Origin of the sequence: Flavobacterium terrisoli (assembly GCF_030167905.1) — a bacterium.
GTDB classification, from domain to species: Bacteria; Bacteroidota; Bacteroidia; order Flavobacteriales; family Flavobacteriaceae; genus Flavobacterium; species Flavobacterium terrisoli.
Genome location: NZ_JARGNA010000002.1, coordinates 241,699 through 262,856 on the forward strand (window position 1 = coordinate 241,699; position 21,158 = coordinate 262,856).

The 21,158-nt window shown below is 38.3% G+C and carries 16 protein-coding genes; 5 read left to right on the forward strand and 11 right to left on the reverse strand.

The features are described 5' to 3' along the window. Together P1K33_RS03110 and P1K33_RS03115 are read right to left on the reverse strand one after the other, a co-directional pair. The gene (locus P1K33_RS03110; RefSeq protein WP_121311682.1) at positions 1-228 is read right to left on the reverse strand and encodes a PspC domain-containing protein; all 228 of its coding nucleotides are present in this window, start codon (positions 226-228) and stop codon (positions 1-3) included. A gap of 3 nt (positions 229-231) precedes the next feature. After that, positions 232-1,500 (reverse strand): DUF2851 family protein, encoded by a 1,269-nt coding sequence (locus tag P1K33_RS03115; protein WP_284651397.1) that lies wholly within the window; start codon positions 1,498-1,500, stop codon positions 232-234. 56 nt (positions 1,501-1,556) lie between these two features. Between P1K33_RS03115 and P1K33_RS03120 the strand changes: the two genes are divergently transcribed. Further along, a complete protein-coding gene (locus tag P1K33_RS03120; protein ID WP_284651398.1) occupies positions 1,557-3,206 on the forward strand; it encodes a GLPGLI family protein in 1,650 nt (549 codons plus the stop codon). A gap of 28 nt (positions 3,207-3,234) precedes the next feature. On the opposite strand, the gene P1K33_RS03125 is transcribed toward P1K33_RS03120, so the two are convergent. From P1K33_RS03125 to P1K33_RS03145, 5 genes are all read right to left on the reverse strand, one after another. Further along, on the reverse strand, positions 3,235-4,596 hold the full coding sequence (locus P1K33_RS03125; protein WP_284651399.1) for a pyridoxal-phosphate dependent enzyme: 1,362 nt from the start codon (positions 4,594-4,596) through the stop codon (positions 3,235-3,237). A 182-nt stretch (positions 4,597-4,778) separates the two neighbouring features. Beyond that, positions 4,779-6,704, reverse strand: a complete 1,926-nt coding sequence (locus tag P1K33_RS03130) for a putative porin (protein ID WP_284651400.1) — start codon at positions 6,702-6,704, stop codon at positions 4,779-4,781. A gap of 103 nt (positions 6,705-6,807) precedes the next feature. Then, entirely contained in the window at positions 6,808-8,664 is a 1,857-nt protein-coding gene (locus P1K33_RS03135; RefSeq protein WP_284651401.1) for a S8 family serine peptidase, read from the reverse strand. Between the two features lie 120 nt (positions 8,665-8,784). Next, complete coding sequence (locus P1K33_RS03140; protein WP_284651402.1) at positions 8,785-10,401, reverse strand: RagB/SusD family nutrient uptake outer membrane protein; 1,617 nt, start codon at positions 10,399-10,401, stop codon at positions 8,785-8,787. A 16-nt stretch (positions 10,402-10,417) separates the two neighbouring features. Then, the gene (locus P1K33_RS03145) at positions 10,418-13,519 is read right to left on the reverse strand and encodes a SusC/RagA family TonB-linked outer membrane protein (protein ID WP_284651403.1); all 3,102 of its coding nucleotides are present in this window, start codon (positions 13,517-13,519) and stop codon (positions 10,418-10,420) included. A gap of 198 nt (positions 13,520-13,717) precedes the next feature. Between P1K33_RS03145 and rnhB the strand changes: the two genes are divergently transcribed. After that, entirely contained in the window at positions 13,718-14,317 is a 600-nt protein-coding gene (gene rnhB / locus P1K33_RS03150) for a ribonuclease HII (RefSeq protein WP_284651404.1), read from the forward strand. A 1-nt stretch (position 14,318) separates the two neighbouring features. Here rnhB and lipB read toward each other — a convergent pair whose 3' ends face one another. Then, positions 14,319-15,035, reverse strand: a complete 717-nt coding sequence (gene lipB, locus P1K33_RS03155; RefSeq protein WP_284651405.1) for a lipoyl(octanoyl) transferase LipB — start codon at positions 15,033-15,035, stop codon at positions 14,319-14,321. Between the two features lie 229 nt (positions 15,036-15,264). Between lipB and lysS the strand changes: the two genes are divergently transcribed. The 3 genes from lysS to P1K33_RS03170 all read left to right on the forward strand — a co-directional run bounded on the left by lysS (position 15,265) and on the right by P1K33_RS03170 (position 17,888). Further along, positions 15,265-16,956 carry a lysine--tRNA ligase gene (gene lysS, locus P1K33_RS03160; protein ID WP_284651406.1) on the forward strand — a complete coding sequence of 564 codons (1,692 nt, stop codon included), beginning with the start codon at positions 15,265-15,267 and terminating at the stop codon, positions 16,954-16,956. A gap of 105 nt (positions 16,957-17,061) precedes the next feature. Next, positions 17,062-17,475, forward strand: a complete 414-nt coding sequence (locus P1K33_RS03165) for a DUF4890 domain-containing protein (RefSeq protein ID WP_284651407.1) — start codon at positions 17,062-17,064, stop codon at positions 17,473-17,475. A gap of 77 nt (positions 17,476-17,552) precedes the next feature. Further along, positions 17,553-17,888 carry a hypothetical protein gene (locus tag P1K33_RS03170; RefSeq protein ID WP_284651408.1) on the forward strand — a complete coding sequence of 112 codons (336 nt, stop codon included), beginning with the start codon at positions 17,553-17,555 and terminating at the stop codon, positions 17,886-17,888. Positions 17,889-17,945: 57 nt separating this feature from the next. Here P1K33_RS03170 and hemL read toward each other — a convergent pair whose 3' ends face one another. The 3 genes from hemL to P1K33_RS03185 are packed head-to-tail and all read right to left on the reverse strand — an operon-like array spanning position 17,946 to position 21,053. After that, on the reverse strand, positions 17,946-19,232 hold the full coding sequence (gene hemL / locus P1K33_RS03175; protein ID WP_284651409.1) for a glutamate-1-semialdehyde 2,1-aminomutase: 1,287 nt from the start codon (positions 19,230-19,232) through the stop codon (positions 17,946-17,948). 26 nt (positions 19,233-19,258) lie between these two features. Continuing rightward, the gene (locus P1K33_RS03180; protein ID WP_284651410.1) at positions 19,259-20,158 is read right to left on the reverse strand and encodes a glucosaminidase domain-containing protein; all 900 of its coding nucleotides are present in this window, start codon (positions 20,156-20,158) and stop codon (positions 19,259-19,261) included. Beyond that, positions 20,151-21,053, reverse strand: coding sequence for a 1-aminocyclopropane-1-carboxylate deaminase/D-cysteine desulfhydrase (locus tag P1K33_RS03185; RefSeq protein WP_284651411.1), 903 nt, complete (start codon positions 21,051-21,053; stop codon positions 20,151-20,153). Before P1K33_RS03185 ends, P1K33_RS03180 begins: the two co-directional genes overlap by 8 nt. Positions 21,054-21,158: the final 105 nt, after the last annotated feature.

Genomic DNA, 21,158 nt, shown 5'->3' on the forward strand with positions numbered 1-21,158 from the left:
TTACAAATCAAACACCGAAGTTCGTTTGCCGCGAATTAAATCTTTGAGTTTAATCCAAAAGGCCAAAGTGAGGTACACACCAAACCACAATCCGGCGGTAACAAAAGTGATATAGATAAAAAACAAACGCACATTCGAAGCACGCATTCCGAGTTTGTCTGCCAAGCGGGACGAAACGTGAAAACCGTGTTTTTCGAAGAAATATTTAAGTTGTATAACCGGTGACATTTGTTATGATTTTAAAAGTTCAGTACCAATAGCACATTGCAAACATTTACTCTGGTTGCAATAATCTTTTTTTAATTGCAAAAGCGATTGGGTTTCAAAGGCACTTTTGGCATCTATGCCAAAATTAGAAAACTTTTCAATGATAATATTCTTTTCGGGCGCAATAGTTTCCATCAGTTGCAAAAGCGATTCCAAAATTTCTTTGCCCTGACTTTTGGCATAGGCAAATTGGAACGGAACAATCGTATTAATAATCAGCAAATCGATGAATGACTTGGAGAACTGCTTGTTCTTTTTCGGGCTTTCCTTGTCAAACTGATAATGTGTTTGCCAATAAGGCGAAACGCCAACATCAAACAGTTTATAAAAATCCTCGAGTGAATGTGTCGCTACCACTTTGGAAAACAGATTTTGCTGCTTATGATATAGCATTGCCAATTGTGCCAGGCGAATCGTCGGAAAATTATCAGGACGGTGTTTGAAAAACTGAACCGGTTCGATAAATGATTTTTTCAGCCGATGTTTCTGTGTGATATAAGTGGAGCGGCTTTGCAAATCCTTGCTGTAAAAATCTTCGGCATCAATAGGCAACAAATCCACTTTGCCAAACAACAGCGCTTCGAGATTCTCCACTTCAAAACTCTCTTTTCTGATGATGGAAAACGGAATCGATTTGGCCATTTTCAAAAAGATTTCACCATTCGTATTCAACCCAAAATTCTTGGCCAGCATATAAAACAAAACCGCTTCCCAATCGTTATCGGTTTGCTGCAGCAATTCCTGAATCGGGATTGACTTTCGCTCCAAGCGTTCAAAAAATAATCGCTCCTGCCAATGACTCAATTGAAATCCATCAATCGATTCAATTTGGTTCTCACAATAAATCCAGGACTTTGGCGCAGACAGTGATAAATATTGGTTCAAAATATCGTTGGTAACATAAGGTTTCAATGCCAAAGTTGGGATTTCCGAATTGTCTTTTCTGAAAATCGGCGTATCGTGTTCCCAAACCACATGCAGGATCACATTATTATAATGGTCATCATTTTCGTGTTGGTGCAAATACCAGTCGGACGACTTGAGATGGATTTCCACATTGCCGGCCCATTTTTGGTCGCCAATAATAATTTGGGCATTAAAAAAATCAGGACCGGATTGTCTTAAATATTGACCGGTATTGACAATCGTGAGCTCTTCTCCAGAAACCGTTGTTAGGTTGGAAAAGGCAAACTTCTTATATTGCCATACATAATGAAGAAAATCTTCTTTCACGATTCTTAATTTTATTCAAAAGTAAGAAATTTACTTTTATCTTAAAAATTTTTGTAATGAAAAAATTACTTTTATTCTTTTTGTTTATCCTTTCAGGAAATGGCTTTGCCCAGGGTTTTAAAATTACCTACCTGAAAAGTTCCAATGGAAGTTTGATTGAAGGTCAGGATCCGATTTGGGTTTTTACCAATGCAAGCCACACCTTGATTAGCTCGGAAAAGATTAAAAACAAAAAAGCGGAATTTCCTTTTGAGGAGACAACCATTTACCGAAGTACAAACACTTTTTATCAGGTAGCAACACTAAATGCTTCGGATGTTATTGTTACTAACGATAGCGTTTCTTTGGCTAGGCAAACCTTTGAATATTTAAATGACACTAAAAAAATCTTAGGCTACAATTGTAAAAAAGCCAAAACGATTGTCAACTCCAATACGATTGAATTTTGGTATACTGATGATTTGAAAGTCAAAGGTTCACCAACGGTTTTAGGGCAAAATTTGGGTTTGGTTTTGGAAATGGTACGCAACGGTAATTTTGCCATAACAGCTACGAAGGTGGAAAAAACGAAAACATTCCCTGCGCTTTTGAGCACCAATCAGCCGTTAGATTTGCTAACTTATAAAGATTTACTCTGGAAAAGCCGATTCACAACGATTAACGTTTTTAAAGACCAAATCATCAATTTTTCAGATGCTTCAAAGTCGAATGATTCCATCCTAACATTTGCCAACGGAACAATCGCGGTGCGAAAAATAACAATGCCTGAGATTAAAATAGGAAGCCAAATTTTTGTCGATGTCACCGAACAATCCAATGGTGATGCGTATGACCGAACCGGTTCGTTTTTTATGATTCCGACCGATAAGGAAATGTCATTCCTAAACGGATTACAAAACGGCGCTAAAACATTACCGATTTATACTAACGGCAACGGGAAAGAATACCAAGGCGTAGTTGCTAATGACAACTACAATCCAATTGTAGAATTAATGCGTTTCTTCACACCTTTCGGAGTCAAACAATACAATACTTTGCAACTCAAAGACAAGACTTGGGCAGAAAATGTTCTGTACCGACAAGACGTGACCGATTTGAGAACATTGTTGAGCGGAAAGGAAGTTTGGCTCGGCATTAACATTGGTAACTATGACAAAGGTGGCCATAAAGTGTCTGCGAATATTACGATTCATACCGAGGAGGAAAGCAAAGCAAAACCAACGCAAATTGTTCCACTTTTCTGTACCAATAACGTCATGGAAATGGCCGGTCAGGAATATGGCACAATGTTTAACAATGACAAAGGTTTGGAAGTCACTTTCAAACTGGACAAACCTATGAAAAACTGTAAACTACGCTACATTACCACTGGTCATGGCGGCTGGGAAAATGGTGATGAATTTGTACCAAAGAAAAATTCGATTTTCTTAGACGGCGCGGCGACTTTTGCTTTCACGCCTTGGCGTCAGGATTGTGGTTCGTATCGATTGTCCAATCCGGCTTCGGGGAATTTCCCGAACGGATTATCTTCTTCTGATTACAGCAGAGCCAATTGGTGTCCGGGAACTGTAACCAATCCAATCTTTATTGACTTAGGTGATTTGGCTGCCGGAAGCCATACGATACAAATCAAAATCCCACAAGGTTTGCCCGAAGGCGGAAGTTTCAGTGCCTGGAATATTTCAGGTGTTTTGATTGGAGAATAAAAAAAGCCAGCTAAATGCTGGCTTTTTTTTACTTAATCGAACTGATGATATCGTGTTTCGTAATAATATGGTGTTTGCCATTTCCTAAATCTACCAAAACCGCTTGATTTTCTTTGTTGATCAATCTCGAGATTTCTTCGATTGGCGCATTGGCTGCCACAATCGGGTAAGGTTTGCCCATAATATCCTTGATTGGTTTTTCGGCTATGTTTTTGTCTTCCACATAACTTCTGAACAAATCGGTTTCGTCTATGCTTCCCACAAAACCTGTCGTATCAATGACCGGGATTTGAGAGATATTGTATTTTTTCAAACGTTCAATTGCGTGAGACACTAATTCTTCGGTACGTACAATCACTAACGGTTTGTCTTTGTGGTCTTTGATTACATCTTCTGCTTTGGTGATGTCTTCGTCTAAGAAACCTCTTTCGCGCATCCAATCGTCGTTGAACATTTTCCCAACATAACGGCTTCCGCTATCGTGGAATAAAACCACAACCACATCATCCTTGGTGAAATGTTCTTTTAACTGGTGCAAACCTTTCACACAAGAACCGGCTGAATTCCCCACAAAAATCCCTTCTTCCAAAGCTATTTTTCTGGTGTAAACGGCAGCATCCTTATCAGTTACTTTGGTGAAACCATCGATGATGGAAAAGTCAACATTCTTTGGCAAAATGTCTTCCCCGATTCCTTCGGTGATATAAGAGTAGATTTCGTTTTCGTCAAAGATTCCGGTTTCATGGTATTTTTTGAATACCGAACCATAGGTATCAATTCCCCAAACTTTGATGTTTGGATTTTTCTCTTTTAAATATTTTCCAATTCCTGAAATGGTTCCGCCCGTTCCTACTCCAACCACAAAATGCGTTATTTTTCCATCGGTTTGTTCCCAGATTTCAGGGCCGGTTTGCTCATAATGCGCTTGCGCGTTTGATGGATTGTCGTATTGGTTGACATACCAGGAATTCGGAATTTCGGTGCTTAATCTTTTGGACACTGAATAATACGAACGTGGATCTGTTGGTTCAACATCGGTTGGACAAACCACAACCTTAGCGCCAACGGCACGAAGGATATCCATTTTTTCTTTGGATTGTTTGTCGGTGATTACAAAAATACATTTGTATCCTTTTACAATGGCAGCCAAGGCCAATCCCATTCCGGTGTTTCCGGAAGTTCCTTCGATGATGGTTCCGCCTGGTTTTAATCGTCCGTCGGCTTCGGCATCTTCAACCATTTTGAGTGCCATTCTGTCTTTGGTGGAATTTCCCGGATTGAAGGTTTCTACTTTGGCTAAAACCAAAGCGTCGATGCCTTCTACGACTTTATTTAATTTAACCAATGGTGTATTGCCAATAGTGCCTAATATGTTTTCTGCGTAGTTCATTTTTTTAAGAAAATAGAATATAGAGTAAAGAAAATAGATTGTTTTTTATGGAACAAATGTAATGCTATTTCAAACGTTTACAAAAATTCGAATGGTTTATCCTTTAACCCTGATAGGAGTGGCTACCTTGTAGCGCGGATAGCAGGAATTACCTTGGCTGATAGAGCCCGAACCTTTCGTTTTTACTGAAAGAAATTCCATACCAATCCAAACCTAATCATAAAATCGCGGTACGGATAATTGGGTGCCGTATAGAAATTATTGCCTGTAAATCTGGAGTTCAAATGTTCCAGCTTAAAGAAAATTCGGGTTTGACGGATTCTGGCATTGACAAAGAAATCTATCATTGGGAACTCACCAACTTCTCTTTCGTTTTGCACAAAAGCTTCTGCCAACACCGGATTGTAGTCGTTGACATAGTATTTGGTGAAATAATTCAGGGTAAAACCGGTTTGGAGGAACAAGGCTTTTTTGAAGAAATAATCGGTATAATAAAGAGAGTTTCTGGTCACGATTTGCGGTACGTTTAGAATATCGTCTTCCTGATCTACTTTTTGGTACAATACAGTATTATCCAAGGCCAATTTCCACCATTTGAATTCGCGGCTGACTTTTACCGAAAGGTAATTGATGGTTTTATCGTATTGCTTTGGCGTTATGATTTGCTGTTGCGGATCAGTAGCATCATTGCTGAAAAACAGATAATCTCTCATCGAGCTCACCTGCAATGAAGCTTCAAACCATTGGGTTTTAGCCGTAGCCTCAAGGTTGTTTATCTTTTCGTTTTTGAAAACATTATACCAATTATAACCTATATAGCTGCTTTGGTGCAGGCTGTAAAGATGATCCGGGATTTTATTGAGCATTTGGTATTGGAGCACCAACTCATTTTTATCATTGAGTTGGTATTTTAATTTGGCGTCAAAGTTTGATAAAGACTGATCTGAAATCGAATTGGAATATTGGAAAATTCCGTTCCATTTGTTCTTTCTGTATTCGTATTGTCCTCCAACCGTGTTAATTTCATCTCCAATCGAACTCGGAATAATGCCATTCTGTGTGATCAGAACCCTGTCATAGAAAAAATTGTATCTGAAATCTTCGGCAAAGAACTGGAATTTACCAAGCAATGAATTTTCATAAATGGCACCCACTTTATTGTACATTCTATTGTAGTGATTCTGGTCATTGATGCCAGAAGCCACAAATGAATCTCCAAAGCGATAAATCTCATCCTCACCTACCGTTGACAGCACTGTCTTCTGATTGTATTCAAAGAATTTAGTTTCGTAATTGAATTGGTGCGTTAAGTAAAGATTATTATTTCCGGCTTTACTGTTTATCCTGAAATTATGGTCTAAAAAATATCTTTTGCCTTTCATAAACGATTTGGCATCCGTAAGATAGACTTCCAATCGGGCACGGTTTTGAAATGCGGCATCTTCACCTTCAAAATCTTCCAGCGTCGTAATTCCGCCGTTTTCGCCATTGAGGAAATCCTGTCCGGTATAATGAAAGTTGAGATAATATCTTTTGTTCAGGGTATTGTAGCTCGATGTAAATCGAAAGTTTCCGGTACTCGACAATTGATTCACATATTTACCCAAAGAGCGCAAACCTTTAAAAGCAACCGATATATTGAATCTCTCGGAAGTATTGACGGTAACAAAAGCATCCAGGGATTGGCCTTGCTCCATTACTGTTTTAAAATACAAATCGGTTATCGGTGTGGCCACAGAATAATATTTTATATCATCGGGCTTCATATAATTGAAATGTTTCCCAGAGTAACCAATTTCGGGAAAGGAATTGAATTTTTTATAGCCAAAATCGAGAACCGTATAGGTTTGTCCTTCATTGGCAAAAGGCAACAATCCGAAGATGTCTTTTCGAAGGTAATTGTACTCGTATTCTTTTTTGATGGTTAAGGAAGTATCGACATAGGTTGTATCTCTTTGCAAAGTGATAATTCTATATTGATCAAAAGCAGCTTTTGGTGTTTTCTCTTGAGTTTCTTCTTTTGTATTGCCACCTTTTGGGGTTGTTTGCGCTTGCGAAAACCCGGTAGAAAAAATCAATAAAAAGACAGCTATAATTACGTTTCTCATCAGAATAAATTTCAAGGCAAAAATACACAAAACAATTTGTAATAAAATCATAAAAAAACCATCCCTTTTGACAGAGATGGTTTAAATATATTTATTGAAAAAATTATTCCTTGATAAATTTCTTAGTCACCGAATTTTTATCCGATTCGAAAGTAGCAAAATACACCCCCGAAGCTAAACTGGAAACATCAATCGCAGAAGTACCGCCAATACTGGCATTTCTGAATACTTCTTTTCCTGAGATATCATGAATGCTGATAGCTGAAAGTTCCACTCCATTTTTAATGTCATAGTTCAAAACGTTGCCCGCCGGATTCGGGTAGATGAAAATACTGTTGTCATAAACGAAGTCGGTATTGGCCAATGTTAATGCTACGCTTCCATTTCCGATTAATGAAAAGACCTGAGAACCTCCGGTTAAGGTTGCTTTATGGGTAACTTGAATGGTGTAAACTCCCGGTTGAGCATTGGCTATTTCCACTTTCTCAATATTATCCGCATTGTTATCTGAATCATTAGTGGCCGCACCACTTGGATCTTCAGGGTTCAATTTCCATGGGTAATACGTATTGCCATCTTTTAGTATTTTTAAATCAAGATTGTTTTTTAATCTTGGAAACCTGTTGTCTTCATCGCCGCTTACATTTCCGCTTCCTGCAGGATCGGTCCAACATATGGTAAACGCAAGATTTTGAGCAGCACTAATAGAGATTTGTTTGGTAAAGGTCGCATTGCTTGTCAAAGTATTCTCTTCCAACAAAGTAGTAACATTTCTGTTTGTTATGATATTTGCTGCTTTTTCAGCATCGGCTAATCCCCAGCCAAATTCGTAATCCGGTCCGTTATTCAAACCGGCTTCTTTAGCACTATGGCAAATCAAACCCCTCACGGTTGACGCACGCATATAGCTTGCATTTAAATTATTGTAATGTTTTTGGAGTAATAATATCATTCCGGTAATCGCCGGTGCCGCCATTGATGTTCCTTGTAAAGTGGCATACGCATTATTACTCGAACTATTAGTTGAATAAACATCAACCCCTTTTGCAGAAATATCAGGTTTAATTCTTCCGTCATCCGTTGGCCCCCAATTACTGAATTCACTCATTACTACGCTATCAGGATTTAAATAACTTGGCACTTCATTAACTGCAGCTACAACAATCGCATTCTTGGAATTTGTCATTCCTGTTAGTAAATCATAACCATTTTTGATAAAAATTTGTGGGAAGTCGGTATTGTTTCTATCATTACCGGCTGCCTTAACGATTTGATAATAAGGAAATGTATTTGAAAAACTATCCGCTTGTATAGCTTGGGAATCGTAAGAACCAAATCTCCAAAGGGCCAAATTACTGCTCACATATCCATAAGAATGGTTTGAGGTTAAATAACCTTCACCCGCAAAAACAGCCATCTCGGTAAAATCTGAATCCCAGTCAAATGTTTTAGCCATTCCCTGATAAGCAATCCCTTTGCTTGCAGGAATCAGTCCGGTACTTACAATGGTTCCGGTCACATGCGTTGAATGTTGGCTTAAAGTTGTATTATCATCACCCAGGGTTACTTTGTTTCCGCCGAATTCCTGATGTGTATTTCTGACTTTACCGCTATCCCAAACCCCGGCAGTCATTCCTGATCCAGTAACACTCAATCCCAATGAACCACCTGGATACAATTTATTAGCCGAAATGGTAATTCCTGAACCGGCATTGTCAACTGTGAAAAATATAGGTTCATTATCATAAATTCTTTGAAGCGAATGTGTTTCGCTTTCTTCAATATGATGATTCAATTTATAATTGGCGATTAGTTTCTTTTGCAGATCGTTTTCAATTTTTGCTTCATTGATGAACTTTGCAACCGCCTGAGCATCATACATTGAAACTATTTTTTTTCGGTCATTGGCCGACTGTGAAAAAACAAAAAAGGGTAATAGTAGTAGTGTTAGTTTGTACATAGCAATTTAATTTAACTTCGTTCCGTTCGCCCATTTTGGGCTCGGGTGGTGCAAAGGTATAATTTAAAATAAAAAGAGCCACCAAAATGGCGGCTCTTTTTTTATGGAACTAATCCAAGGTTATTCGTCATAACCAGGATTTTGTTGAATTTGTGCATTGGTATTCATCTCTGCAATAGGAATTGGCATTGTAAATCTGTAATCCCCATTAGCAATTGAACAAGTAGGAACTGTTTCACAGTCTCTAACATATCTGTCAATAGTTTGTCCGGTTGCAGCACCTAACCTTTTCAAGTCAAGATATCTGTGTCCTTCAAATGCCAACTCTAATCTTCTTTCCAAAAGAATATCAGTTAAAGCAGCAGTAGCATTAGCATAAACTGGTAATACCGGGAATGGAGCTCTAAATGTTCTTGCATCTCTAACCGCTTTGATAGCAACAGCAGCACCAGCTAAATCACCAGCAGCCACTAAAGCCTCAGCACGGATGAAATACATTTCAGAAACTCTGAATACTTTCAAATCACTGTTCAAATCAGCACCCGATTTTCCTGGGTATTTGTCAATCAACAAAGCATCGTTTAATTGGTAACTTGCATCTGTAGTATAATCTCCATTTGCAGGAGTATAAGTTGAGTAACCCGGCTGATCAATCTTACTGGTAGGATCGATGTAAGCAAATCTTCTGATATCACTTGAATTAGAAGCATTATTAACCGTTGGAGGCACACTTCCTTCTAAAATGTTAAACATATTTCTACTCATATCATGGTAGCATCCACCTGTAAAGTTAGTTCTGTTGAAATAGAACAAACCAGCTACAGAACCTTTACCAGCCGGTCTGTCAAGAGACCAGATAATTTCTCCTCTCTCGAAATCAGCTAACATTTTTCTGTAAGGATTTGCCGGAGCAGTAGCACTGTAAAATGAATTATTCCATGCTGTAGATCCTACAACACCAGCTGGTACCGGAGTAGCAATGGTAAGTGCAGGAGAATCAGCAATTACTTGATTAGCATATTGTAATGCCAAAGTATAGTTGCCTCTGTATAAATACATTCTGGCTCTTAATGCATTGATTGCATTTTTGCTTAGGAAAGTCCATGGTTTAGCATTAACAACAGCAGCAGTTGGATCAATAATGTTGTTGTATGCAAAATCTAAATCTGACTCAATCAATGCAAAAACTTCACCATTAGTATTTCTTGGCAATTCTTCAGCAATACCCGGAACTCTGTCCATTAAGATAACTCCTAATGCATTGTCATCAGCCATATTTGTTGAATAATAAGCCAATAATTCAAAGTGACCAAACGCTCTCAAGGCTTTAGCCTGAGCAATAATTGAATTGTACTCAGCTTCTTCACCTGGTTCAGGAGTAACTCTTGCAGCTCCTCTTAACAATCTGTTAGCGTAGTTGATCATATTGTATTGACCAGCCCAAATACCATCTGCATAACCATCATTAGAGTTTAATACAAACCCGTAAAGATCTTTGTCCTGACCGGCATTTTGGTTACCAACAGCAGCTTCATCAGTCATAATAGCTGTGAAACCGATTTCATTTTGAACAGAAGCTCTGTCGTAAACCTCGTACAAGAACAATTGCATATCCGCAACTGTTCTGAAAGTAGCTGCCTCAGAGAATTCACCATCCTGAATGATGTTAGTCGCATCTTCACATGAGTTGAAAAACAACCCCGTGCAAACTAAAAATAATAAACTTAATTTTTTCATATCTCTTTCTTTTTTTTTAAAATTGAATATCTACACCAAACGTGATAGCTTTAGGCGCAGGGTAACCTCCTTGATTACTTTCTCCAATACTTTCAGGATCGAAACCTCTCCATTTTGTCCAAGTAACATAATTCTCCATAAGAGTATATAATCTTAATGAACTGATAGATGTTTTATCTAAGAATTTAGCAGGAACATTGTAACCGAATGTTAACAGTTTCATTCTAACATATGAAGCATCACGTAACCATCTGTCAGAGAAAGTATCACCAGCAGCTAAGTTAGTTGCATTCAAAGATGGATAATTCCCTTCTGGGTTATTTGTTGCATCCCATGCATCAGCAAGGTCGTTAGTAACGTTAAATATACCTATTGCTCCTGGATCAGACATGTTTGTTAAATCAAAGTCAAATCTGTACAATCCATAAGAATAAGAGAACTGTGTATTAAGGAAAAATCCTTTGTATGAAGCATTGAAACCAAATGAACCTTGGTGTTTTGGAAGTGCTGATTTACCAGATTTTCTTCTGTCAGCATCACTGATAGTTTCTGTAACGTTACCGTCAATATCCAAGAACAACAAGTTTCCGTTAGCTGCTACAGCATTTCCGTCAACATCAACATAACCATTGTTGTTAACTCCAATATAAGGCACAACATAATATTCATTGATAAGACCACCTACGTATCTGATAGTGTTTCCGTCCGGCTCATCTAAATTGTTGTTGTTTGTATCATTGTAGGTACCTTTGTTATAAGCTGTATTACCCCAGATTTCTAATTTGAAATCTCCTTTTTTGAATATATCATACTTTAACAAAAGCTCAACCCCTCTGTTAGACAAAGATCCTTTATTACCTGCGATACCGCCGATTCCTGTAACATAAGAAGTTGTAATTGCATCATACAATTTGTTGGTAGTTTTTTCATAAACATCAACCGATCCAGAAAATCTTTTGTTGATACTGAAATCAATACCTACGTTGGCCTGAGTTGTTTCTTCCCATTGAGCCTTAGGGTTAGCAATATTAAATATCCCGATAGAAGCTGCATTAGCATAACCTACCTGAGTTGAACTTAAGTCTCTAACAATGTTATCACTTGAATAAATATCCGGACCATTTAAAAATGAGTTACCACTCGTACCATAAGAAGCTCTAAGTTTTAAAGCATCAAATATAGAATTGGCCATGAATGACTCTCTGTCCACATTCCATCTTCCGGCAACTGACCAGAATGTACCCCATTTATTATCATCAACAAACTTAAATGAGTTATCTCTTCTTACAGTAGCAGCTACACCATATTTACCATCGTAATCATAGTCGAATGTTCCAAAGTAAGAGAACATACCTGCAATATCTTTACTGGCTGCAAAAGTTGGTCTGTACAATGTAGGTGTCGCCGTGTTAAACGGAATATACCCTGTACCGGCACCAAAAGCCCAAGTTCTTGGATCCAAACCACTTTGGGTATGGGTAGAGAATTTTCTGTGGTACTTTAAATACTCTGTAAATAGGTTAGCATCAATAGTATGCTTGCTTTTGAAAGTATGGTTGTAGTTTAACTTAGTAGTTGACGTAAAACCAAAATCTCTATTGTAACTCATCGTTTCAATACCACCAAACTGTGCTCCTGCAGGAGTAGCAGCAAGTGCTAAGTATGACCATGGTGCTCTTGCAAAATTTCTGAAACTTTGTGTATAATCCACACCACTGGTGTTGGTAAAGGTTAAGTCCTTAGTCAATTTGTAAGAAGCAGAACCATTAACCAATATTTTAGTTTCCTGCCACTCACTTGGAATGTTACCCGGTACTAAATAGTCCATCAACATATAAGGAACGATTTGGAAACTTGGCGCTCCAAACTCATCCAATAATTGTTGACCGTTTTGGTACAAGCTTGGATCTGTGTATGGTAACGAAGTCAACAAACCTTGCAACGGGTTTTGCAACACGTTCGCGTTGATATCAGTTCTGGTTTCCTGATCTAACTGATGTCTTTTAGAGAAAGACAAATAAATATTCGTAGAATAGTTGAATTTGTCATTCGTTGATTTTCCAGAGAAGTTAGATCTTAAAGCAAACCTTTTGAAATCTGTAGTTGGCACAATACCTTCCTGATCAAAATAACTTAATGAAGTAAAGTTGGTCATTTTACTGGTACCACCTGAAATACTTATATCATGGCTTTGAGCCGTTCCTTTTCTGAAGAAAATATCTTTCCAGTTGGTTTGGATTGGGTAAGCTGCAATTTCAGCATCTGTAAACGGAAGACCTGTATCAGGATTCAACGCTCCTAAACCAACACCCCAAGTTCTTTCTAATCTCAAGATTTGTGGTGTATTAGCCATGTCGTATTTGTTTTGTTGCAAATCAACTAAACCATAACTTCCGGAATATTTAAAAGTCAACTTGGAATCATATTTTCCACCTTTGGTTTTCACAACGATAACCCCGGCAGTAGCTCTGTTTCCATAGATAGCAGTTGCAGCAGCATCTTTCAATACAGTAGCAGACTCGATATCGTTAGGGTTGATGCTTCTGAAAATCGACTGAGTTGAAGCAATACCATCAATAACCACTAATGGTTCTGTAGCACCAAATATACTTGAAACCCCTCTGATTAAAGACTGGATCTTAGCAGAACCCGGCTGACCTGATGCTGTGCTGATTTGTAAACCAGGCACCTGCCCTTGTAATGACTGAAGGAAAGACGCATTTGGTCTGTTCTCTATCGTTTTAGCAAGGATAGTTGTTTGGGAAACAGCAGATTTAGCTTTAGCAGTAGTACGGTAACCATCGATTACCACCTCTGTAAGTTGAACTCCATCTTGTAATTTAGCATTGATAGTGTTTGAAGCACCTACAACTGCTGAGAAATTTTCATAGCCAGTAAAGCTAAATACTAAAGTCTCACCTGCTTTGGCTTTGATAGAATAATTTCCATCAAAATCAGTTTGTGCAGTTCTAGTTGTACCTTTCACAACAATATTTGCACCAGGAAGTGGTCCAGTTTTATCTGAAACAACTCCAGTTACAGTTTTCTCTTGTGCAAACGAAAACTGCATTGTAAACGCCAATAATAGCGTAAAAATCCATTTGAACTTCGATCTCATATTAATTTTATTTGAGTTAGTTATTCCGCAAACTTCTTAATTATTTCTTAAATAAACAAATATTACTTCGGATTAATACAATTTATTTGTGTTAAAAAAAGTCTGCGATGATGTCGGCGCCAACAACTCAACACTTAATTGATGGATATAATTGTAAAAGGTTGCGTCGGTTTTTATACTTTTATTAAAAAATTGTTAATGCTACAACATAAATTTTCCGATTTCAGCTTAGAATGCGGTACTGACGAAGCAGGACGCGGGTGCCTCGCCGGGCCAGTAACCGCAGCCGCTATAATACTCCCGGATGGATTTGAGCTGAGCCTTTTAAATGACTCCAAACAGCTTTCAGAAAAAACCAGGGAAAAACTAAAACCTATCATAGAGGAACAAGCCATATCCTTTTCCGTTACCCATCTCGAACCCTTAATCATTGATGATATCAATATTTTAAATGCTTCAATAAAAGCGATGCAGGAGAGCATTTTAAAACTGGATCCAAATCCACACTATATAATAGTAGACGGGAATCGGTTTAAGCCCTTAAACAACATCCCTTATTCTACTATTATAAAAGGCGACAGTAAATATATGAGCATTGCTGCCGCTTCGGTTTTGGCCAAAACCTATCGTGATGAATATATGAATAAGATTCATGAAGAGTTTCCAATGTACAACTGGAAAAAAAACAAAGGCTACCCAACGATTGAACATCGGGAAGCCATTAAAAAATATGGGGTAACCAAATACCATCGGATGTCTTTCCGATTATTGCCTGAGCAACTCAAATTGGAATTTTGATTTAAATTGTACTGTAGGAAGGTTTAAGAATAAATTCTGCCTCAAAAAGATTTGCAAAATGTTTGGTGATTTTTGCTTTCACTTCTTCTTCATCAACATTGTTTCCTAATTCCACATGCATTGACGTTACCGCTTTGCCTTTGATGCCACACGGAATGATGTTGTCAAAGTAACCCAAGTTGGCGTTCACATTCAAAGCAAAACCATGCATGGTTACCCAACGGCTGGCCCTTACGCCCATCGCGCAAATTTTTCGGGCGAATGGTGTACCAACATCTAACCAAACACCGGTTTCGCCTTCACTCCTGGTTCCTGTTAGATTATATTCTGCCAGGGTAAGAATGATGACTTCCTCTAAGAAACGAAGGTATTTATGAATATCGGTAAAGAAGTTTTCCAAGTCCAATATAGGATAACCTACAATTTGTCCCGGTCCGTGATAAGTGATATCACCGCCTCGGTTGATTCTGTAAAAAGTAGCGCCTTTGGTTTCCAATTGTTTTTCGGAAAGCAAAAGATTGGACATATCGCCGCTTTTCCCCAAAGTATAAACATGCGGATGCTCTACAAAAAGAAAGTGATTCGGCGTAACCAAATCAGGATTGTTCCTTTTTTCTATTTTGATATCGACAATTTCCTTGAAAAGCGATTCCTGAAAATCCCAAGTTTCCTTGTAATCCTTATTCCCTAAATCCTGAAGTTGTATCTGTTTGTTCATTATCTGTGTAGCAAAGCGCAAAGTTACAAAGTTTATAAGTTAACTCGACGTTAATCTTTAGCCTCGATTGAAATGGAAATCCTCGAAGAGATTGCAATGGAAAGCGGGAAAAAGGATCGCCGAAAAGCCCTGAACATTCAGCTCCAAATCCTTAAAATCATTTTCAAATTTTCAAATTGTCACATTTTCAAATTATCCCTATCTTTGCACGCTTAAATACAATTATGATATGCAACTTTCGGAACAAGAAATCATCAGAAGAGAGAAACTTAACGCCTTGCGCGAATTAGGTATTAACCCTTATCCGGCGAATTTATTTCCCGTAAACCACACGTCAAAGCAGGTTAAGGAAAACTTCGAAGAAGGCAAACAGGTGATTGTTGCCGGAAGATTAATGAGCGTTCGTGATCAGGGAAAAGCTTCTTTTGCCGAGTTACAGGACAGCGAAGGCCGTATCCAATTGTATTTCAACCGCGATGTGATTTGTACCGGTGAAGACAAAACATTGTACAATCAGGTTTTTAAAAAACTGACCGATTTGGGCGATTTTATTGGCGTGGAAGGCGAATTGTTTACCACTCAGGTTGGTGCCAAATGTATTCGCGTGTCCAATTTTACTTTCCTAAGCAAAACATTGCGCCCGTTGCCATTGCCAAAAACAGACGAAGACGGAAAAGTACACGATGCCTTTAATGATGCCGAATTGAGATACAGAATGCGTTACGTGGATTTAGTGGTGAATCCGCAAGTGAAAGAAGTGTTTATCAAAAGAACCAAATTATTCACGGCGATGCGTAACTTTTTCAACGCAGCCGGTTATATGGAAGTAGAAACTCCGGTATTGCAATCGATTCCCGGTGGTGCTGCCGCGCGTCCGTTTATCACGCACCATAACAGTCTGGACATTCCATTATACATGAGAATTGCCAACGAATTATATTTAAAAAGATTGATCGTCGGTGGATTTGACGGTGTGTATGAATTCTCCAAAAACTTCCGTAACGAAGGAATGGACCGAACGCACAACCCTGAATTTACCGCGATGGAAATATATGTTTCCTATAAAGATTACAACTGGATGATGGAGTTTGCCGAGAACTTATTGGAATATTGTGCCAAGGAAGTAAACGGAACTACAGAAGCAACTTTTGGTGAGCACAAAGTGAATTTCAAAGCGCCTTACGCCAGAGTTACGATGACCGATGCCATCAAACAGTTTACCGGTTTTGATATTTCGGGCAAAAGCGAACAAGAGATTTTTGAAGCTGCCAGAGGAATGGGAATTGAGGTGGATGACACAATGGGTAAAGGCAAATTAATTGATGAGATTTTTGGGGCCAAATGTGAAGGCAACTTTATCCAGCCAACATTTATCACTGATTATCCAAAAGAAATGTCGCCTTTGTGTAAAGAACACAGAGACAATCCGGAATTGACAGAGCGTTTTGAATTGATGGTTTGCGGAAAAGAAATCGCGAACGCTTATTCCGAATTGAATGATCCGATTGACCAACGCGGGCGTTTTGAAAACCAAATGGCTTTGGCCGAAAAAGGCGATGACGAAGCCAACGGAATTATTGACGAAGACTTTTTAAGAGCCTTAGAATACGGAATGCCACCAACATCAGGAATGGGAATTGGAATGGACCGTTTGATCATGTTCCTGACCAATAATGCTTCTATCCAGGAAGTATTGTTCTTCCCGCAAATGCGTCCGGAGAAAAAACAAGTTGAATTGACTGAAGATGAAAAATTAATTATCGGTTTATTAAAAGCTGAAAACAACCAGGCATTGGGTCAATTGAAAGAGCAATCACAATTGAGCGGCAAAAAATGGGATGCTGCCATCAAAGGATTAGCCAAGCACGGTTTGACCAAAGTAATGGTTGACGGGGATAACAAAACGGTCGTTTTGAACTAAAACCAAAGGAACTCAATTGAGTTCCTTTTTTTATAAATTTTTGTTAACATTTAAACCTTTTAGAACTAGATTTGTCCTAACGGTATAATTTTAAATAATCAAAAAATGAGAAAAGTATTTTTAGCCATGTTGTTGCTTGTTGGCATTTCAACATTCGCACAAGAAAAAAGAGGAAGCAGACTTACTTCTGAAGAAAAAATTGACCTACAGGTAAAAAGAATTACACGCGATTTAAGCCTAGATGAAAAACAAGCCAAAGAAGTTCGCGTTCTCATTGCCAAAGAAGTGGAGAAAAGAGAAGCTAAAAGAGCTGAAGTAAAAGAACAAAAGACTCAAAAGAGAGAAGAAGTAAAAGCTAAGATGAAAAAAGAGCAAGCTGCTTTTGCTGCCGAAATGAAAAAAGTATTGACTGCAGAGCAATATGCTAAGTGGGAAAAACAGCGTGAAGAGAAAAAAGCAAGGATGGTTGAGAAAATAAATGAACGAAGCGGAAACGGGGAAATTGAACCAATTAAATAAGATAAATAAAAATAAATTTTGAGTTTACGTGAAAATAAATTAGTTTTGGAGTCATTATTCCTCTAAAAATCAAAAAAATGAAAAAATTTATTGCTGCTTTAACGTTACTGTTAGCATTTAGTATAAATGCAAATGCACAAGACAAAAAAGAGTTAACCTCTACTGAAAAAGGAAAACAAGAAGCTGTAGCTTTAGCTCAGTACTTGGATTTAAACGAAACAATGACAGCTGATTTTGCGAGATTGTTTGAACAAAAGCACAGAACACTTGCTGATAAAACATTATCTCAAGAAAGAAGAGCTGAAGTTTCAAGAGTGATTGAAGCTAAAGTTGCTGCTACCTTAACAGATGCACAGTTGACCAAATTGAAACAAAATAAAGATTTGTATAAATCATTGATTACAAACGAATAATTTTATTTGTAATCACCATAAAAAAAGTCCTTTCGTTAAGAAAGGACTTTTTTTATATTATAATGTTTGGGCAACCTTATTGACTGCGTTAATCGTAAAGTCTAAATCTTCATACGTAAGCGCATCTGTGATAAACCAGGTTTCATAAGCCGAAGGTGCAATATAAATCCCTTCATTCAACAACCCATGGAAGAACTTCTTAAAGGTTTCGTTGTCTCCGTTTTTAGCCGTTTGAAAATCAACTACCGGATTGGCGTCAAAATGTACTGAAATCATCGAACCCACTCTATTGATGGTAAAAACAATGTTGTTGTCCTTTAAAACTTTGTCAATTCCTTTGTGCAGGTAAGCTGTTTTTTCTTCGAGTCTTTTGAAAATATCCGCATCGCTATTTAAAGTTTCAAGCATCGCCAATCCGGCAGCCATAGCTAGTGGATTTCCTGACAAGGTTCCAGCCTGATACACTGGTCCAAGTGGCGCCAGATAATTCATGATTTCGTTTCGTGCTGCAAAAGCACCAACCGGCAAACCTCCTCCAATTACTTTTCCGAAACAAGCAATATCCGCTTTTATGTCATATAGCTCTTGTGCTCCGCCTTTGGCCAAGCGAAATCCGGTCATTACTTCGTCGAAAATTAGTAAGGCGCCATTGGCATCACAAACTTGGCGAAGTGACTGTAAAAAGCCTTCTGCTGGCGGCACACAACCCATATTCCCGGCAACCGGTTCAATAATGATGGCGGCTATTTCAGTTGCATTGGCTTCGAATAAAGCTTTTACATTTTCAATATCATTATAATTGGCCAACAAAGTGTCTTTGGCTGTTCCCTGTGTAACTCCGGGACTGTTTGGCGTACCAAAAGTACTCGCACCACTTCCGGCCTGAATCAGAAACGAATCGGAATGACCGTGGTAACAACCAGCAAATTTGATGATTTTATCTCTTTTGGTAAATCCTCTGGCGAGACGAATGGCACTCATACAAGCCTCGGTTCCTGAATTCACAAAACGAATTTTGTCAATGTTTGGCACCATGGAAATCGCTAAGGCTGCAATTTTGGTTTCTAATTCCGTTGGCATACCAAAGGAAGTTCCTTTTTTGGCTTTTTCAATCACCGCATCAACAACTGGTTGAAAGGCGTGACCTAAAATCATTGGTCCCCAGGAATTGATATAATCTATCAAACGGTTATCATCTTCATCATACAAATAAGCACCTTTGGCACTTTTGGCAAAAATGGGTGTTCCTCCTACTCCTTTAAATGCTCTTACCGGTGAATTAACACCACCGGGAATTACTTTTTCAGCTTCAGCAAACAACTGACTGCTTCTTTGATAAATCATATCTAAACGGTATTTTTATTTGGATGTTATTTAACGATGATGTTTTGTCCCAAAGACAAGGAATTATCGGTTAAATTATTTTTCCTTTTCAATTCTTCAATGGATATATTGAATTTTTTGGAAAGTGAATACAAAGTATCCCCTTTGACTACGGTATATCTTTGCGCTTCTTCTGAGTAAACGATTTCTTTTTTGGCCATCACAGGCACATAATTTTTACCCAATACTTCCGCATCATATTTAGCCAATTGGTAACGCTCAATCAGCCCGATCAATTTGTCCGGATATTTAGGATCGGTAGCATAACCGGCGGCCTTTAAACCTCTGGCCCAAGCCGCATAATCATCTTTCCCTAATTCGAAGAGCGTTGCATATCTTGGTCTGCTGGTTAAGAAATAAGAATGGTCAACAAATGAGCCGTTTGGTTCATCATATTTCCTGAAACATTCGTTTTCTTCGTCATCGGTATATCGGATACTTGGTCCTGACCATTCCTTGTGGCATTTAATCCCAAAATGATTGTTGGCCTGAACACTCAACGGACCGGTTCCTGCACCCGATTCCAGGATGGCCTGTCCCAAAGTAATACTCGCCGGAATTCCGGTTTTGAGCATATTGTCTTTCGCGATGGCTTTGTATTTTTCGATATAAGCCAACACCATTTCCGTAGTCACTTTGACTCTGGTTGTGGCTTCTAAAATTACGGTTTCGCCGCTATTATTTTGTGCAGGTGAAGTGCCTGTTTTTGTAGCAACAGGATTTTGAGTATTGGATGTATTTGGCCTGTAGATAGGCTTTTTTACCCTTTGCACAACAGGTGCATTTGTTTTTCTTGGGTCAGGTTTTGAAGTTCTGACCACAGATTGATTGGAGCCACAAGACACCAAAAAAATCATAACGAGCAATAGTGACAGCTTTTTAATCATTGAGTTTTATTTCGATTTGGTTTTTTTGTTTTAACAAACGGTTCATTCCTTCGATTCCTTGTAATCCGCCGGTGTGAATCAGCAGTATTTTTGAGCCTTTGGGAAACCATTCCTTTTCGATTAAATCTAAAACGCCGAAAACCATTTTTCCGGTATAAACCGGGTCTAACGGAATTTGATATTTTTGATAAAAATCGTTTATAAATTGCACTAATTCGGCCGTGACTTTGGCATAACCTCCAAAATGATAATCGGTGACCAATTCCCAATTTGGTTTCCGGACAAATTTACAAATATCTTCTTTTAAAAATTCACCTTTCAAAGCAGGAAATCCCAAAACTTGTTGACTACTTTTTGAACAATTTATAATCCCCGAAATCGTTCCTCCCGTTCCGACGGCGCAGCAAACATAATCAAAGTTTTCGTCGGATGCTGTTAAAATTTCTTCGCATCCTTTTACGGCCAAATCATTAGTTCCGCCTTCTGGTAAAACGTAAAAATCGCCAAATTGTTGTTCAAGTGATAGAATAAAATTGCGGCTGTTCTTTTCCCGAAATTGTTCTCTGGAGACAAATTCAAAAACCATTCCGAAATCCTGAGCTTTTTTTAACGTTGGATTTTCGTCTATTTTATCCCGTAATTCTTCACCTCTGATAATGCCAATAGTTTTAAAACCATTGGCTGCACCGGCTGCGGCGACTGCCAAAATATGATTAGAAAAAGCACCTCCGAAAGTTAGTAATTTGCGTTTGTTTTCTTGTTTGGCTTGCACCAAATTGTACTTCAGCTTCCTGAATTTGTTTCCGGAAATAGTAGGATGCAACAAATCTTCCCGCTTGATATAGAGCGTGTAATGAGGGTTTCCGATTTCAATTTTCTGATTGTAACTCTCCAAGAAAGGTTTTTTTTACTTCATACAGTCGACCTAAAGGTCTCATATGCAAAGGTAAGCAACCTAAGTTTTGGATATAGAAAAAAGCGATTAAAAAATCGCTTTCTG